The sequence below is a fragment of the Pseudomonas sp. B14(2017) genome (assembly GCF_002113255.1).
Taxonomy (GTDB): Bacteria; Pseudomonadota; Gammaproteobacteria; order Pseudomonadales; family Pseudomonadaceae; genus Aquipseudomonas; species Aquipseudomonas putida_Z.
Genome location: NZ_NEJY01000001.1, coordinates 401345 through 416615, shown reverse-complemented (window position 1 = coordinate 416615; position 15271 = coordinate 401345). Strand labels below are relative to the sequence as shown.

Genomic DNA, 15271 nt, shown 5'->3' with positions numbered 1-15271 from the left:
CTCCACCAGTCGGCGGTCATCGGCCTGGTCGCCGACGTTCAGCGGCAAGGCACCGAAGACACTGCCGGCGGAAACCCGCTGCAGGCCGTTGACGCGGATATCGGAGATGGTGAAGGACTCGGCGTGAACTTCAGCGATCATCAGTGCGGACATGACCGCAGTTAGCAGCAGACGTTTCATGAAGTCCTTTTATTCCAACTGGCAATAAACAGCCCGCCGCAACAAGACGGCAGGTTTCGCAATTGAGCGAAGCTTTATAGTCGACCCAGATCGTTGATCAGGGCGAGCAACATCACCCCTATGACCAAACTGATACCGATCTGGACCCCCCAACCTTGCACCCGATCCGACAGCGGACGACCGCGCGCCCACTCGACCAGGTAAAACAGCAAATGCCCCCCATCCAGAACCGGGATGGGCAGCAGGTTAAGAACCCCCAGGCTTATGCTCAGGTAGGCCAGGAAATTCAGGAAATCCCCCACGCCGGACTGGGCTGAAGCGCCCGCCACTTTAGCAATGGTTATCGGTCCGCTCAAGTTTTTTACCGAGAGCTCCCCGAACAGCATTTTCTTCAGCGATTCAAGGGTCAGGACGCTCATGTTCCAGGTGCGTGACAAGCCCTCACCCACCGCATCCAGCGGGCCGTAGCTGACTTCGCGGAGCATGTTGGCAGGCCATTCGCCACCTTTTACCCCGGCGCCAAGATAGCCGCCGGCCGCCTTGCCCTCGCCCTTGCGCGCCAGGGTGACCGGGACGTCCAGCGCAGCACCATCGCGCTCGACACGCACCACAACCTTGGCTTGCGGGCGGGCCCGCACGGCATCGACCACCTGCTGCCATTCGCTCACTGCCACGCCATCGAGGGCCAGCAGCTTGTCACCGGTTTTAAGGCCCGCAGCGGCAGCCGGCCCCTTCGGATCGATCTCGGCCAACACCGGCACGATCGCCGGGCGCCAAGGGTGCAGCCCAAGGGACTGGATCGGGTCCGGCTCGTCGGCGCCCTTGAGCCAGCTGTCCAGCTTCACCTGCAGCTGGCGTTCGGCGCTGGCGCCCTCTTCACGCACGCCAACCTGCAGGGTGCCGCTCTCGCCCAGGCGGCGAACCAGTTGCAGGTTGACTGCAGACCAACCATTGGTCGGCTTGCCGTCGATGGAGACGATTTCCTGACCTGCGGTCAGGCCTGCCGATGCTGCCAGGCTGCCGGCATCGACCGCACCGATCACCGGGCGGATCTGCTGGGTACCCAGCATCGCCAGCACCCAGAAGAACAGGATGGCCAGCAGGAAGTTGGCAACCGGGCCCGCCGCGACGATCGCGATGCGCTGGCGCACGGACTTGCGGTTGAACGACTGCTCGATCAGCGCCGGCGGCACGTCACCCTCGCGCTCGTCGAGCATCTTGACGTAACCACCCAGCGGGATCGCAGCGACCACGAACTCGGTGCCATGGCGGTCATGCCAGCGCAGCAGCGGCGTGCCGAAGCCCACCGAGAAGCGCAGCACCTTGACACCGCAGCGGCGTGCCACCCAGAAGTGGCCGAATTCATGGAAAGTGACCAGTACACCCAAGGCTACGAGGGTGCCGATAATCATGTAGAGCGCTGTCATATCCATCTCCGAATGATGTTCAGCGGGCTGGCATCATGCCCAGCCCCCTCGTGAACCGTGGCGGGCCTGCATCAGCGACCGTGACGCCTCAGCCACTCACGGGAAAGCTCCCGGGCACGCTGGTCGGCGGCGAACACCGCGTCCAGCGACGGCAGCGGTACGACGGGCTCCTGATCGAGCACCTGTTCGATCATACCCGCGATCTCCGGGAAGCGGATACGCCGCTGGAGAAATGCCTCGACCGCAACCTCGTTGGCCGCATTGAGCACGGCCGGTGCGCTGTTGCCGGCCTCGGCAGCCTGCCGCGCCAGGCGCAGGCAAGGGAAGCGCTGTTCGTCGGGCGCCTGGAAATCCAGACGGGCGATGGCGAACAGGTCCAGCGGTGCCACCCCGGAATCGATCCGCTCGGGCCAGGCCAGGGCGTTGGCGATGGGCGTACGCATGTCCGGGTTACCCAGCTGCGCCAGCACCGAACCGTCGACATAATCCACAAGTGAGTGGATCACGCTCTGCGGGTGCACCACCACCTCGACCTTGGCCGGTGCGGCATCGAACAACCAGCAGGCCTCGATCAGTTCAAGGCCCTTGTTCATCATGCTGGCCGAATCCACGGAAATCTTGCGCCCCATGGACCAGTTGGGGTGCGCGCAGGCCTGTTCCGGGGTGACATCCAGCAGCGCCTCGACGGGGGTCTCGCGGAACGGGCCACCGGAGGCGGTAAGCAGGATCCGGCGTACGCCGACGGCACTGAGGCCGCGCGCGTAGTCGCCGGGCATGCACTGGAAGATCGCATTGTGCTCGCTGTCGATCGGCAGCAGCACGGCGCCACTGCGCCGCACCGCCTCCATGAACAGCGCGCCGGACATCACCAGCGCCTCCTTGTTGGCCAGCAACACCTTCTTGCCCGCCTCGACCGCCGCCAGGGTGGGGCGCAGGCCGGCGGCGCCGACGATGGCCGCCATCACTGCGTCCACTTCCGACGCAGAAGCCACCTGGCACAGCCCGGCCTCGCCTTCCAGCACCTCGGTGGCGCAGCCCGCCGCTACCAGGCTTTCGCGCAGTCGCGCGGCCGCCTCGGCGCTCGGCACCACGGCGAATGCCGGGCGATGGCGCACGCACAGGGCCTGCAATTCGTCGATACGCGAATAACCACTCAGGGCGAACACCTGGTAGCGGTCGGGATGGCGCGCGATGACATCCAGCGTGCTCAGGCCGATGGAGCCGGTGGCCCCGAGCACGGTAATACGCTGCGGGCGGCTCACATAACACCCCATTCGGCAGCCCACAGCAGCACGGCGAAAATCGGGATCGCCGCAGTCAGGCTGTCGATGCGGTCGAGCACCCCACCATGGCCAGGCAACAGGTTGCTGCTGTCCTTGATGCCGGAACGGCGCTTGAACATGCTTTCGGTCAGGTCACCGACCACCGAAGACATGACCACCAGCGCGGCACTCAGAAGGCCCAGCAGGATCTGGCCGAAGCCCCAGTCGCGGCTGATACCGACCACCAGGGTGATCACCAGGCTGACCGCCAGACCGCCATACACGCCTTCCCAGCTCTTGCCAGGGCTGACCTGAGGCGCCAGCTTGCGCTTGCCGAAGGCACGGCCGGAGAAGTACGCGCCAATATCGGCAGCCCACACCAACACCATGACCGACAGGATCAGCCAGTTACCCAGCGGCCAGTGCTTGAGCAGCACCAACCCCTGCCAGGCCGGCAGCAATACCAGCAGGCCGATCAGCAACCGGCAGGCGGCACTGGCCCACAGCTCGCTGCTGCGCGGGTAGGTAAGCACCAGCCAGGTGGCCAACCCCCACCAGATCACCGCAGCGCCCAGCACCCAAGGCGCCAGCTCCGGAAGGATATACAGCAACATCAGCGCTCCGGCGACGACCACGGCATAGGCAATGCGCAGTGGCTGGGCCATGAGCCCGGCCAGGCGCGCCCACTCCCAGGCGCCGAGGGTCACCACGAAGCCGATGAACAGGGCGAAATCCCCACCGTTGAGCAGGAAGAAGCCACCCAGCGCGATCGGCAGCAGGATCAGCGCGGTAATGATGCGTTGTTTAAGCATTAAGCACGAGCTCCAGCCTCGACCTGCTCGCTGGTCTTACCGAAGCGGCGCTGGCGCGAAGCGAAATCGGCCAGGGCGTTGCGCATGGCCTCGTGTTTGAAGTCCGGCCAGTACAGGTCGGAGAAATACAGCTCGGCGTAGGCCAGCTGCCACAACAGGAAGTTGCTGATGCGATGCTCGCCACCAGTGCGGATGCACAGGTCCGGCAGCGGCAGCTCGCCGGTTGCCAGGCAGGTCTGCAGCAGGCCCGGGGTGATGTCTTCCGGGCGCAGGTGCCCGGCTTGCACTTCCCGCGCCAGCCGCTGGGCGGCCTGGGCGATGTCCCACTGGCCACCGTAGTTGGCCGCGATCTGCAGGATGAAGCGGTTGTTGCCGGCGGTCAGCGCCTCGGCCTCGCGCATGGCGGCTTGCAGCTCGGGATGGAAACGCGAACGGTCACCGATGATACGCAGGCTGATGTTGTTCTCGTTGAGGCGCTTGGCCTCGCGGCGCAGGGCCGAGAAGAACAGCTCCATCAGCGCACCGACCTCTTCGGCGGGACGCTGCCAGTTCTCACTGGAGAAGGCGAACAGGGTCAGCACCTCGACCCCGGACTCGGCACAGACTTCGATGACCGCGCGAACGGCGTCGACACCCGCCTTGTGCCCGGCAACGCCGGGCAACAGGCGCTTTTTCGCCCAGCGGTTGTTGCCATCCATGATGATCGCGACATGACGCGGCACCGAGGACGGCGCCGCTGGCTTGGTCTTTTCCATTAAAAAACCCCGGCCTTAGACGGCCATCAGGTCCTTTTCCTTGGCTTTGAAGGCGGCATCGACTTCGGCAACGTACTTGTCGGTCAGTTTCTGGATTTCGTCAGCGGCACGACGCTCTTCGTCTTCGCTGATTTCCTTGTCCTTGGTCAGCTTCTTCAGGTCGGCCAGGGCGTCACGGCGCACGTTGCGCACGGCTACCTTGGCATCCTCGGCAACGCCGCTGGCCTGCTTGGTGTAGCCCTTGCGGGTTTCCTCGGTCAGGGCCGGCATCGGCACGCGGATGGTGGTGCCGGCGCTGGACGGGTTCAGGCCCAGGTCGGAGGTGAGGATGGCCTTCTCGATGGCGGCGCTGAGGTTCTTGTCGTGGGCGACGATCTTCAGGGTGCGGGCATCTTCGACGGTGATCGCGGCCACCTGGTTCAGCGGCATCTCGCTACCCCAGGCCGGGACCTTGACGCTGTCCAGGATGCTCGGGTGGGCGCGACCGGTGCGGATTGCCGCCAGGTTGCGGGCCAGGGCCTCGAGGGACTTGGTCATGCGCTCCTGCGCGTCTTTCTTGATGTCGTTGATCATGCTTGGCCTTCCTCGATCAGAGTACCTTCAGCGCCACCCACCACGATGTTCAGCAGGGCGCCAGGCTTGTTCATGTTGAATACCCGCAATGGCATCTTGTGGTCACGGCACAGGCAGATTGCGGTCAGGTCCATCACACCCAGCTTGCGATCCAGGACCTCGTCGTAGGTCAGGTGATCGAACTTCTCGGCATGCGGGTCCTTGAATGGATCGGCAGTGTACACACCATCGACCTTGGTCGCCTTCAGCACCACGTCGGCATCGATTTCGATGGCGCGCAGGCAGGCCGCGGAGTCGGTGGTGAAGAACGGGTTGCCGGTACCGGCGGAGAAAATTACCACATCCCCGGAGTTGAGGTGGCGAATAGCTTTGCGACGATCGTAATGATCGGTGACACCGACCATGGAAATGGCCGACATGACCAGGGCCGGGATGTTCGAGCGCTCCAGCGCGTCGCGCATGGCCAGGCCGTTCATCACGGTGGCCAGCATGCCCATGTGGTCACCGGTGACGCGGTCCATGCCGGCTGCGCTGAGCGCGGCGCCGCGGAACAGGTTGCCACCACCGATCACCAGGCCGACCTGGACACCGATCCCTACCAGCTGGCCAACTTCGAGGGCCATGCGATCCAGCACTTTCGGGTCGATCCCGAAGTCTTCCGAGCCCATCAGGGCCTCGCCGCTAAGTTTGAGCAAAATGCGTTTATAGCGAGGTTGGCGACCACTCACCTGCTGAGCCATTGCGAGTCTCTCCTGCGGCGTACTTTTAGAAAATTCGTGCGGGCTGTTTGCAGCCTGCTAACTGTAGCGTGGCACCGTTTTGGTGCCAGCGGCGGCAGGTTTTATAAACCCTTCGCCGTTTTGACAAAGAGGCTGCGCGCGTGAGCGGGCAGCCTCTTCGGGGCGACAGACGGGGCTGTCTTACTGCTTGGCAGCAGCTACCTGAGCGGCAACTTCAGCAGCGAAGTCGTCGACTGGCTTCTCGATGCCTTCGCCTACCTTGAAGTAGGTGAAGGAAACGATTTCAGCACCGGCTTTCTTGGCCAGCTCGCCAACCTTGACTTCCGGGTTCATGACGAAGGCTTGCTCGACCAGCGAGGCTTCGGCCAGGAACTTCGAGATACGACCTTTGATCATGTTCTCGACGATGTTTTCCGGCTTGCCGGCGATCTTGTCAGCGTTCAGCTGCAGGAAGACGCCCTTCTCGCGCTCGATGGCTTCGGCCGATACTTCCGACGGCAGCAGGAACTCAGGGTTCGAAGCTGCAACGTGCATGGCGATGTTCTTGGCCAGATCGACGTCGCCGCCTTTCAGGACAACGGCAGCGCCGATCTTGTTGCCGTGCAGGTAGGCACCGACAACGTCACCTTCAACGCGCACCAGGCGACGGATGTTGACGTTCTCGCCGCACTTGGCAACCAGGGCTTCACGAGCAGCTTCACGCGAGGCGATCAGCGGAGCAGCGTCGGTCAGCTTCTGGGCGAAGGCTTCTTCGATGCTGTCGGCAACGAAGTTCTTGAAGTCGTCTTGCAGGGCCAGGAAGTCGGTCTGCGAGTTCACTTCCAGCAGGACGGCGGATTTACCGTCGGTCTTGACGGCGATAGCGCCTTCAGCAGCGACGTTGCCAGCCTTTTTGGCGGCCTTGATGGCGCCCGAGGCACGCATGTCGTCAATGGCTTTTTCGATGTCGCCGCCGGCCTTTTCCAGGGCCTTCTTGCAATCCATCATGCCTTCGCCGGTACGCTCGCGCAGTTCTTTGACCAGCGCTGCAGTAATTGCTGCCATTTCAAAATCCTCTTGGAAAGTTTTTCAACCATTCCACCCGTTCGTCACGGGCGTTCAATTCTGCAAATCCGCTGTGTTTATCTCAGCGAGCCCATGATGCGGGGCCGATGCTGACAGCAGGATTTCAAGGTGGCAAAAAGGGGGCAGAGCCCCCTTTTTGCGTGCCAAGTCGACGCTAGCGTCTAATTACTCGGCAGCAGGTGCAGCCGCTTCTTCAGCGTAAACTTCGGTGCCGCCGGCAACGTTGTTACGGCCGCGGATGACTGCGTCAGCCATCGAAGTCATGTACAGCTCGATAGCGCGGATGGCGTCATCGTTACCTGGGATGATGTAGTCAACACCTTCCGGGCTGCTGTTGGTATCGACAACGCCGATAACCGGGATGCCCAGCTTGTTGGCTTCGGTGATCGCGATGCGCTCGTGATCAACGTCGATAACGAACAGAGCGTCTGGCAGACCGCCCATGTCCTTGATGCCGCCCAGGCTGCGATCCAGTTTTTCCAGGTCGCGGGAGCGCATCAGGGCTTCTTTCTTGGTCAGCTTGGCGAAAGTGCCGTCTTCGGCCTGGGTTTCCAGGTCGCGCAGACGCTTGATCGAAGCGCGGATGGTCTTGTAGTTGGTCAGCATGCCGCCCAACCAACGGTGGTCAACGTACGGCGAACCGCAACGAGCAGCTTGCTCGGCGACGATCTTGCCGGCGGAACGCTTGGTGCCGACGAACAGGATCTTGTTCTTGCCCTGGGCCAGGCGCTCTACGAACGACAGAGCGTCGTTGAACATTGGCAGGGTTTTTTCCAGGTTGACGATGTGGATCTTGTTACGCGCGCCGAAAATGTACTTGCCCATTTTCGGGTTCCAGTAACGGGTCTGGTGGCCGAAGTGCACACCGGCCTTCAGCATATCGCGCATGTTGACTTGGGACATGATAGTTCCTTGATAAGTCGGGTTGGGCCTCCACGTATCCCAATGACCAACCCGCGAATTCTGCAACTCGGGGCACCCAGGTCATCGTGTCGACACGTGTGTGGGTTAAGTGCTGACGGGGTCGTCCCCGAAAGCGGCGCATTTTATACCACAGACCGCGGCCGAACGGAACCCGGATACTGTTGCGTCCGTCAGCGGTTTTTGCAGCACCCCGGCTTTCGCGCCAGAATGCCAGTTCATGGATGGCAGCTTTCAGGGCAGTTGGGGCCGCTGCGCGCCCCATCGCCGGCAAGCCAGCTCCCACAAGCGTAATACGATTCCTGTGGGAGCTGGCTTGCCGGCGATGGACTGCGCAGCAGTCCCAATTCTCCATCCGTATGCCGACCGATCGGCGCCCTGCTCTGCTAGAATCCGGCCTTTCCCGTTTGTTCGCGCCGCATGCGGCGCTGTAGAGAGCCTGTAATGACCGTCACCATCAAGACCGCAGAAGACATCGAGAAGATGCGCATCGCTGGCCGCCTGGCCGCCGACGTGCTGGAAATGATCGAGGAACACGTCAAGCCCGGTGTCACCACCGAAGAGCTGGACCGCCTGTGCCACGACTACATCGTCAACGTCCAGCAGGCCATCCCGGCACCGCTCAACTACAAGGGCTACCCGAAGTCGATCTGCACCTCGATCAACCATGTGGTCTGCCACGGCATCCCCAACGACAAGCCGCTCAAGGACGGTGACACGCTGAACATCGACGTCACCGTGATCAAGGACGGCTACCACGGCGACACCAGCCGCATGTTCCACGTCGGCACCGTGCCGGTATGGGCCGAGCGCCTGTCCAAGGTCACCCAGGAGTGTATGTACAAGGCCATCGAACTGGTCAAGCCGGGCTGCCGCCTGGGCGACATCGGCGAAGTGATCCAGAAGCACGCTGAAAAGAACGGCTTCTCGGTGGTGCGCGAGTTCTGCGGCCACGGCATCGGCAAGGTGTTCCACGAAGAGCCGCAGATCCTGCACTACGGCCGCGCCGGCACCGGCATGGAGCTGAAGGAAGGCATGACCTTCACCATCGAGCCGATGATCAACCAGGGCAAGGCCGACACCAAGGTGCTGGGCGACGGCTGGACCGCCATCACCAAGGACCGCAAGCTCTCGGCCCAGTGGGAACACACCCTGGTGGTGACCGCGACCGGCTACGAGATCTTCACCCTGCGCAAGGACGACACCATCCCGCGCACCTCGGCCTGACCGCACTCCCACAGGCCACCCCCACGACAGGAACGTGACGCGATGCCCCAGGTGGACCCCGAGTTGTTCGACCGCGGCCAGTTCCAGGCGGAACTGGCCCTCAAGGCGAGCCCCATCGCCGCCTTCAAGAAAGCCATCCGCCAGGCCGGCGAGGTGCTCGACAAGCGTTTCCGCAGTGGCAGCGAAATCCGCCCGCTGATCGAGGCCCGCGCCTGGCTCGTCGACAACATCCTGCAACAGGCCTGGAACCAGTTCGACTGGGGCGACCAGAGCGGCATCGCCCTGGTCGCGGTGGGTGGTTACGGGCGCGGTGAGCTGCACCCGCATTCGGACATCGACCTGCTGATCCTGCTGGGTGCTGCCGAACACGAGCAGTATCGCGATGCCATCGAGCGGTTTCTCACCCTGCTGTGGGACATCGGCCTGGAAGTGGGCCAGAGCGTGCGCACCGTCGACGAGTGCGCCGAGCAGGCCCGTGCCGACCTGACGGTCATCACCAACCTGATGGAAAGCCGCACCGTTGCCGGCCCCGAGGCCCTGCGCCAGCGCATGCTGGAGGTGACCAGCACTGCGCACATGTGGCCGAGCAAGGACTTCTTCCTGGCCAAGCGAGCCGAACTCAAGGCCCGCCACCACAAGTACAACGACACCGAGTACAACCTCGAACCCAATGTGAAAGGTTCACCCGGCGGCCTGCGCGACATCCAGACAGTGCTGTGGGTGGCCCGCCGCCAGTACGGCACCCTCAACCTGCACGCACTGGCCGGCGAAGGTTTCCTGCTGGAAAGCGAGAACGAGCTGCTGGCCTCGTCCCAGGACTTCCTGTGGAGGGTGCGCTACGCCTTGCACATGCTGGCCGGGCGCGCCGAGGACCGCCTGCTGTTCGACCACCAGCGCAGCATCGCCGCGCTGCTGGGCTACAGCGACGACAACCCCAAGCGGGCGATCGAGCAGTTCATGCAGCAGTACTACCGGGTGGTAATGAGCATCAGCCAGCTGTGCGACCTGATCATCCAGCACTTCGAGGAGGTCATCCTCGCCGATGACGACAGCGGCACCACCCAGCCGCTGAACGCGCGCTTCCGCCTGCATGACGGCTACATAGAAGCGGCCAGGCCGAACGTGTTCAAGCGCACGCCGTTCGCCATGCTGGAAATCTTCGTGCTGATGGCCCAGCACCCCGAGATCAAGGGCGTACGCGCCGATACCGTGCGGCTGCTGCGCGAGCACCGGCACCTGATCGACGATACCTTCCGCACCGATATTCGCAACACCAGCCTGTTCATCGAGCTGTTCAAGTGCGAAATCGGCATCCACCGCAACCTGCGGCGGATGAACCGCTACGGCATCCTCGGCCGCTACCTGCCGGAGTTCGGCCTGATCGTCGGGCAGATGCAGCACGACCTGTTCCACATCTATACGGTCGATGCGCACACCCTCAACCTCATCAAGCACCTGCGCAAGCTGCAATACACGCCGGTGTCCGAGAAATTCCCGCTGGCCAGCAAGCTCATGGGCCGCCTGCCCAAGCCCGAGCTGATCTACCTGGCTGGCCTGTATCACGACATCGGCAAGGGCCGCCAGGGCGACCATTCCGAGCTGGGCGCCGTGGATGCGCAGAAGTTCTGCGAGCGCCACCAGTTGCCGGCCTGGGACAGCCGGCTGATTGTCTGGCTGGTGCAGAACCACCTGGTGATGTCGACCACCGCCCAGCGCAAGGACCTGTCCGACCCACAGGTGATCAACGATTTTGCCCTGCACGTGGGCGACGAGACGCGCCTGGACTACCTGTACGTGCTGACCGTGGCCGATATCAACGCCACCAACCCCAGCCTGTGGAACTCGTGGCGCGCCAGCCTGCTGCGCCAGCTGTACACCGAGACCAAGCGCGCCCTGCGCCGTGGCCTGGAAAACCCGCTGGACCGCGAGGAGCAGATTCGCCAGACCCAATCGGCGGCGCTGGATATCCTGGTGCGCGAAGGCACCGACCCGGACGACGTCGAGCAGCTGTGGTCGCAGCTGGGCGATGACTACTTCCTCAAGCACACCGCTGCCGACGTGGCCTGGCACAGTGACGCGATCCTCCAGCAGCCGGCCGATGGCGGGCCGCTGGTGCTGATCAAGGAAACCACCCAGCGCGAGTTCGAGGGTGGCACGCAGATCTTCATCTATGCCCCCGACCAGCACGACTTCTTCGCCGTGACGGTGGCGGCCATGTCGCAGCTGAACCTGAACATTCATGACGCGCGAATCATCACCTCGAGCAGCCAGTTCACCCTCGACACCTACATCGTGCTGGACAACGACGGCGGCTCGATCGGCGACAACCCGCAGCGGGTCAAGCAGATTCGCGACGGCCTGACCGAAGCGCTGCGCAACCCCGAGGACTACCCGACCATCATCCAGCGCCGGGTACCGCGCCAGCTCAAGCACTTCGACTTCCCGCCACAGGTGACCATCCTCAACGATGCCCAGCGGCCGGTGACCATCCTCGAAATCACCGCGCCCGACCGCCCAGGCCTGCTGGCCCGGCTGGGGCGGATCTTCCTGGAGTTCGACCTGTCGCTGCAGAACGCCAAGATCGCCACCCTTGGCGAGCGGGTGGAAGACGTGTTCTTCATCACCGATGCCGACAACCAGCCGCTGTCCGACCCACAGCTGTGCAGCCGACTGCAGGAGGCCATCGTCCAGCAGCTGCAGGCCGGCCAGGCCAGCGATGCCAGCCCCACCCGCGTGACCTTTTAACGACTAGACGATTGACGAGACCTTGCGCCGATGAACCATGCCTTGACCCAGCTTCAGCCCTACCCGTTCGAGAAACTCCGCGCCCTGCTGGGCAGCGTTGCACCTGCGGCGGACAAGCGCGCCATCGCCCTGTCGATCGGTGAGCCGAAGCACGAATCGCCGGCGTTCGTCGCCCAGGCCATGGCCGACAACCTCGACAAGCTGGCGGTGTACCCGAGCACCATCGGCCTGCCCGCCCTGCGCCAGGCCATCGGCCAGTGGTGCGAGCGGCGCTTCGGCGTACCGGCCGGATGGCTGGATGCCGACCGCCACATCCTGCCGGTCAACGGTACCCGTGAAGCGCTGTTCGCCTTCACCCAGGCCGTGGTCAACCGCGCCGATGACGGCCTGGTGGTCAGCCCCAACCCGTTCTACCAGATCTACGAAGGCGCAGCGCTGCTGGCCGGTGCCACCCCGCACTACCTGCCGTGCCTGGAAAGCAACGGTTTCAACCCCGACTTCGACGCCGTGCCGGCTGAAGTGTGGAAGCGTTGCCAGATCCTGTTCCTGTGCTCGCCGGGCAACCCCACCGGCGCACTGGTGCCGATGGACACCCTGAAGAAGCTGATTGCCCTGGCCGACGAGCACGACTTCGTGATTGCCGCCGACGAGTGCTACAGCGAGCTGTACTTCGACGAGGATGCCCCGCCACCAGGCCTGCTGACTGCCTGTGCGGAACTGGGCCGCAGCGACTTCAAGCGCTGCGTGGTATTCCACAGCCTGTCCAAGCGCTCCAACCTGCCGGGCCTGCGCTCGGGCTTCGTCGCCGGTGACGCCGAGATCATCAAGCCGTTCCTGCTGTACCGTACCTACCACGGCTGCGCCATGCCGGTACAAACCCAGCTGGCCAGCATCGCTGCCTGGCAGGACGAGGCGCATGTGCGCGAGAACCGCGACCAGTACCGCGCCAAGTACGATGCCGTGCTGGATATCCTGCAACCGGTGCTGGATGTGCAACGCCCGGATGGCAGCTTCTACCTGTGGGCCAAGGTGCCCGGCGGCGATGCCGAGTTCACCCGCGACCTGTTCGAGGCCCAGCATGTGACGGTGGTGCCGGGGTCGTACCTGTCGCGCGAAGTGGATGGCGTGAACCCGGGCGCCGGGCGTGTGCGCATGGCACTGGTTGCACCGCTGGCCGAGTGCATCGAGGCGGCGGAGCGGATTCGCGCATTCCTGCAGAACCGCTGACCGCCCATTCGCGGGCATGCCCGCTCCCACACATACAGCACAAGCCGAGAAAGCGGTGCAGTACCTGTGGGAGCGGGCAAGCCCGCGAAGGGCCGCATAGCGGTCCCCTGCAATCTACTTGACTGCCCCCAGGTTCGCTTCACTCATATCCAGCTCACCCAGCACCTGCCGCACCACTTCATCCCCCACCAGATGCTGGCGATGCAGTTCATACAGCTCCAGCCGCTGCGCCCGCAGCGCCCGCAAGCGCAAACGCCGCTCCAGCAGGTCCATCTGCTCGGCCAGCGCCTTGGCTTCGGCGCTGTCGTTGTAGCTGTCCAGCTCATCGCGGTATTCCGCCATCAAGCGCGCCTTCAACTCGGTCGCCAGGGTCGCCTGCGCGGCATCCTGCGGCGCATTGCTGTCGATCACTTCCTCTGCCTCCAGCGCATGGATCGCCGCCTCGGCCGTGCGTCGCCAGGCCTCCTGCACTTCCTGGTGCAAGCGCTCGTCCGGGCTCTTGGTCACCCCGCGCAGCAACAGCGGCAGCGCGATACAAGCACTGATCAACGACAGCAGGATCACCCCGGCCGCAATGAAGATCAGCAGGTCACGCTCCGGGAAGGCCTTGCCTGCTCCCATCAGCAATGGGATCGACATCACGCCAGCCAGGGTGACCGCACCGCGCACACCACCCAGGGTCAGCAACCAGCAGGAGCGCGCCGTAGGCATCAGCACCAGCGCCGGCTTGCCGCGCCAGCGGCGTACCACACCGATCGAGCGCCAGATGCTCTGAACCCAGATGAACCGCAGCAAGATCAGCGCCACAAAGATCGCCACCACGTCCAGGCAGCGCCAGGCCAGGGTCGGCCAGACGGTGGGTTCATGGCTGACCACGGCCTTGATGATGTCCGGCAACTGCAAGCCCAGCAGCAGGAAGATCAGGCCGTTGAAAGCGAACTCCAGCAGCGACCACACGCTGCGGTTGAGCAGGCGCGTGCTGGTCTGCCGTGGCAGCAGGTCGAGCCAGCTCTGCATCATGCCAGCCGCTACCGCCGAAAGGATGCCCGACACGCCCAGGCGCTCGGCCAGCACGTAGGCTGCGAACGGCAGCAGCAACATGAACACCACGTGGGTGGCCGGGTCGTCCCAGCCGCGGGCGATCATCCAGGCACGCAGGCGGCCGATCAGCCAGCTCAGGGCCACGCCCACCGCCAGGCCGCCCAGGGCGACCAGTACGAAGCTGAAGCTTGCGTCGGTCAGCGAGAACACCCCGGTGATCGCCGCCGCCAGGGCGAACTTGAAGGTCACCAGGCCCGAGGCATCGTTCATCAGGGCCTCGCCCTGGAGCATGTGCATCAGCGGGGTGGGCAGGCGGTCCTGGGTAATGGCCGAAACCGCCACGGCGTCGGTTGGCGACAACACTGCGGCCAGGGCGAAGGCCACGGGCAGCGGGATGCTCGGCAGCAGCCAGTGAATGAAGTAACCGGCCCCGACCACGGTAAACAGCACCAGCCCCACGGCCAGCGCCACCACCGGCCCACGAATGCGCCACAACTCGCGCTTGGGAATGCGCCAGCCGTCGGCGAACAGCAACGGCGGCAGGAACAGGAACAGGAACAGCTCGGGGTCCAGTGCCACATGCAGGCCCAGTGTCGGCCACGCAAGCAAGGCGCCGGCGGCGATCTGTACCAGCGGCAAGGGCAGCGGAATCATGCGGCCGACCAGCTTCGAAACGCTGACCAGCGTCAGCAGGATGAGGACGGTGTAGGCGGACTGCATCCGGGAAAGCTTCCTTTGTGAACCAGAAACGACAACAGGGCGAAACATCGCCATTGAAACAATATGTTAGCGGCGATGTGGGATTCGGGGCCGCTGCACGATAGTCGCAGGGGGCGGATGAATATGTAACATGATGATACTTGGGGCTGATGGCGGCGTAGGGTCGAGGTCGTATCGGCTTGGAGGCGCATGCCTTGAGTGCTATGGGGCTGCTGAGATCGAGCGCCGCCCGCGCGGCGCATCGCCGGCAAGCCGGCTCCCACATCTGTTTCGGGCCAGTCTCTTCTGTGAAATTACCGCTGCCCGCCCTGTTTGTTCCCTTCGATATTGAAGGTATCGCTTCTGCTTCTCACCAAAATTCAGTCATGCACTAAGGGTTCGCGCGGCTGAGGTGCAGGAATAACTGGCCCGAAACAGATGTGGGAGCCGGCTTGCCGGCGATGCGCCGCGCGGGCGGCGCTCGGTCTCCGACACACTGCAAGACCCAAGACATGCACACCCGTGGCGCTCACAGGATCGTTCCCGCATAATCCCGCGACTGAAATCGGAAAACGGAGAGATTGGGGCAGCCTGTGA

At 63.8% G+C, this 15271-nt stretch carries 12 protein-coding genes and 1 pseudogene; 3 read left to right on the top strand and 10 right to left on the bottom strand.

Annotated features, from left to right (window positions below):
• The 9 genes and pseudogenes from CAG34_RS01960 to rpsB all read right to left on the bottom strand — a co-directional run.
• Window positions 1-180, bottom strand: a pseudogene (locus tag CAG34_RS01960) (outer membrane assembly protein); the annotation flags it as partial.
• A gap of 74 nt (window positions 181-254) precedes the next feature.
• Entirely contained in the window at window positions 255-1607 is a 1353-nt protein-coding gene (gene rseP / locus CAG34_RS01955; protein WP_085587702.1) for an RIP metalloprotease RseP, read from the bottom strand.
• 71 nt (window positions 1608-1678) lie between these two features.
• A complete protein-coding gene (gene ispC / locus CAG34_RS01950) occupies window positions 1679-2869 on the bottom strand; it encodes a 1-deoxy-D-xylulose-5-phosphate reductoisomerase (protein ID WP_085587678.1) in 1191 nt (396 codons plus the stop codon).
• The gene (locus CAG34_RS01945) at window positions 2866-3681 is read right to left on the bottom strand and encodes a phosphatidate cytidylyltransferase (RefSeq protein WP_013971253.1); all 816 of its coding nucleotides are present in this window, start codon (window positions 3679-3681) and stop codon (window positions 2866-2868) included. The genes ispC and CAG34_RS01945 overlap by 4 nt, the downstream gene beginning before the upstream one ends.
• Window positions 3681-4436, bottom strand: a complete 756-nt coding sequence (gene uppS, locus CAG34_RS01940) for a polyprenyl diphosphate synthase (protein WP_015269194.1) — start codon at window positions 4434-4436, stop codon at window positions 3681-3683. The genes CAG34_RS01945 and uppS overlap by 1 nt, the downstream gene beginning before the upstream one ends.
• 15 nt (window positions 4437-4451) lie before the next feature.
• Window positions 4452-5009: a ribosome recycling factor gene (gene frr, locus CAG34_RS01935; protein ID WP_025337974.1), complete on the bottom strand. Its 558-nt coding sequence runs from the start codon at window positions 5007-5009 to the stop codon at window positions 4452-4454.
• Window positions 5006-5749, bottom strand: coding sequence for a UMP kinase (gene pyrH, locus CAG34_RS01930; RefSeq protein WP_003252294.1), 744 nt, complete (start codon window positions 5747-5749; stop codon window positions 5006-5008). The genes frr and pyrH overlap by 4 nt, the downstream gene beginning before the upstream one ends.
• Window positions 5750-5929: 180 nt before the next feature.
• Window positions 5930-6793, bottom strand: a complete 864-nt coding sequence (tsf, locus tag CAG34_RS01925) for a translation elongation factor Ts (RefSeq protein WP_013971250.1) — start codon at window positions 6791-6793, stop codon at window positions 5930-5932.
• A gap of 186 nt (window positions 6794-6979) precedes the next feature.
• Window positions 6980-7717 carry a 30S ribosomal protein S2 gene (gene rpsB, locus CAG34_RS01920; protein WP_003252287.1) on the bottom strand — a complete coding sequence of 246 codons (738 nt, stop codon included), beginning with the start codon at window positions 7715-7717 and terminating at the stop codon, window positions 6980-6982.
• 462 nt (window positions 7718-8179) lie between these two features.
• Between rpsB and map the strand changes: the two genes are divergently transcribed.
• The 3 genes from map to dapC are packed head-to-tail and all read left to right on the top strand — an operon-like array spanning window position 8180 to window position 12934.
• Complete coding sequence (gene map / locus CAG34_RS01915; protein WP_025337973.1) at window positions 8180-8962, top strand: type I methionyl aminopeptidase; 783 nt, start codon at window positions 8180-8182, stop codon at window positions 8960-8962.
• Window positions 8963-9004: 42 nt separating this feature from the next.
• Window positions 9005-11707 (top strand): [protein-PII] uridylyltransferase, encoded by a 2703-nt coding sequence (locus CAG34_RS01910; RefSeq protein ID WP_085587676.1) that lies wholly within the window; start codon window positions 9005-9007, stop codon window positions 11705-11707.
• A gap of 30 nt (window positions 11708-11737) precedes the next feature.
• Window positions 11738-12934, top strand: coding sequence for a succinyldiaminopimelate transaminase (gene dapC / locus CAG34_RS01905; protein ID WP_085587674.1), 1197 nt, complete (start codon window positions 11738-11740; stop codon window positions 12932-12934).
• Window positions 12935-13048: 114 nt separating this feature from the next.
• Here the strand turns inward: dapC and CAG34_RS01900 are convergent, their stop codons facing one another.
• Window positions 13049-14695 carry a Na+/H+ antiporter gene (locus CAG34_RS01900; RefSeq protein ID WP_084785061.1) on the bottom strand — a complete coding sequence of 549 codons (1647 nt, stop codon included), beginning with the start codon at window positions 14693-14695 and terminating at the stop codon, window positions 13049-13051.
• Window positions 14696-15271 lie beyond the last annotated feature (576 nt).

Excerpts from the sequence above, each read along its gene's own strand:
- rseP (WP_085587702.1), bottom strand. The coding sequence starts at position 1,607 with ATGACAGCGCTCTACATGATTATCGGCACCCTCGTAGCCTTGGGTGTA.
- CAG34_RS01945 (WP_013971253.1), bottom strand. The coding sequence starts at position 3,681 with ATGCTTAAACAACGCATCATTACCGCGCTGATCCTGCTGCCGATCGCG.
- uppS (WP_015269194.1), bottom strand. The coding sequence starts at position 4,436 with ATGGAAAAGACCAAGCCAGCGGCGCCGTCCTCGGTGCCGCGTCATGTC.
- frr (WP_025337974.1), bottom strand. The coding sequence starts at position 5,009 with ATGATCAACGACATCAAGAAAGACGCGCAGGAGCGCATGACCAAGTCC.
- pyrH (WP_003252294.1), bottom strand. The coding sequence starts at position 5,749 with ATGGCTCAGCAGGTGAGTGGTCGCCAACCTCGCTATAAACGCATTTTG.
- tsf (WP_013971250.1), bottom strand. The coding sequence starts at position 6,793 with ATGGCAGCAATTACTGCAGCGCTGGTCAAAGAACTGCGCGAGCGTACC.
- rpsB (WP_003252287.1), bottom strand. The coding sequence starts at position 7,717 with ATGTCCCAAGTCAACATGCGCGATATGCTGAAGGCCGGTGTGCACTTC.
- map (WP_025337973.1), top strand. The coding sequence starts at position 8,180 with ATGACCGTCACCATCAAGACCGCAGAAGACATCGAGAAGATGCGCATC.
- CAG34_RS01910 (WP_085587676.1), top strand. The coding sequence starts at position 9,005 with ATGCCCCAGGTGGACCCCGAGTTGTTCGACCGCGGCCAGTTCCAGGCG.
- dapC (WP_085587674.1), top strand. The coding sequence starts at position 11,738 with ATGAACCATGCCTTGACCCAGCTTCAGCCCTACCCGTTCGAGAAACTC.
- CAG34_RS01900 (WP_084785061.1), bottom strand. The coding sequence starts at position 14,695 with ATGCAGTCCGCCTACACCGTCCTCATCCTGCTGACGCTGGTCAGCGTT.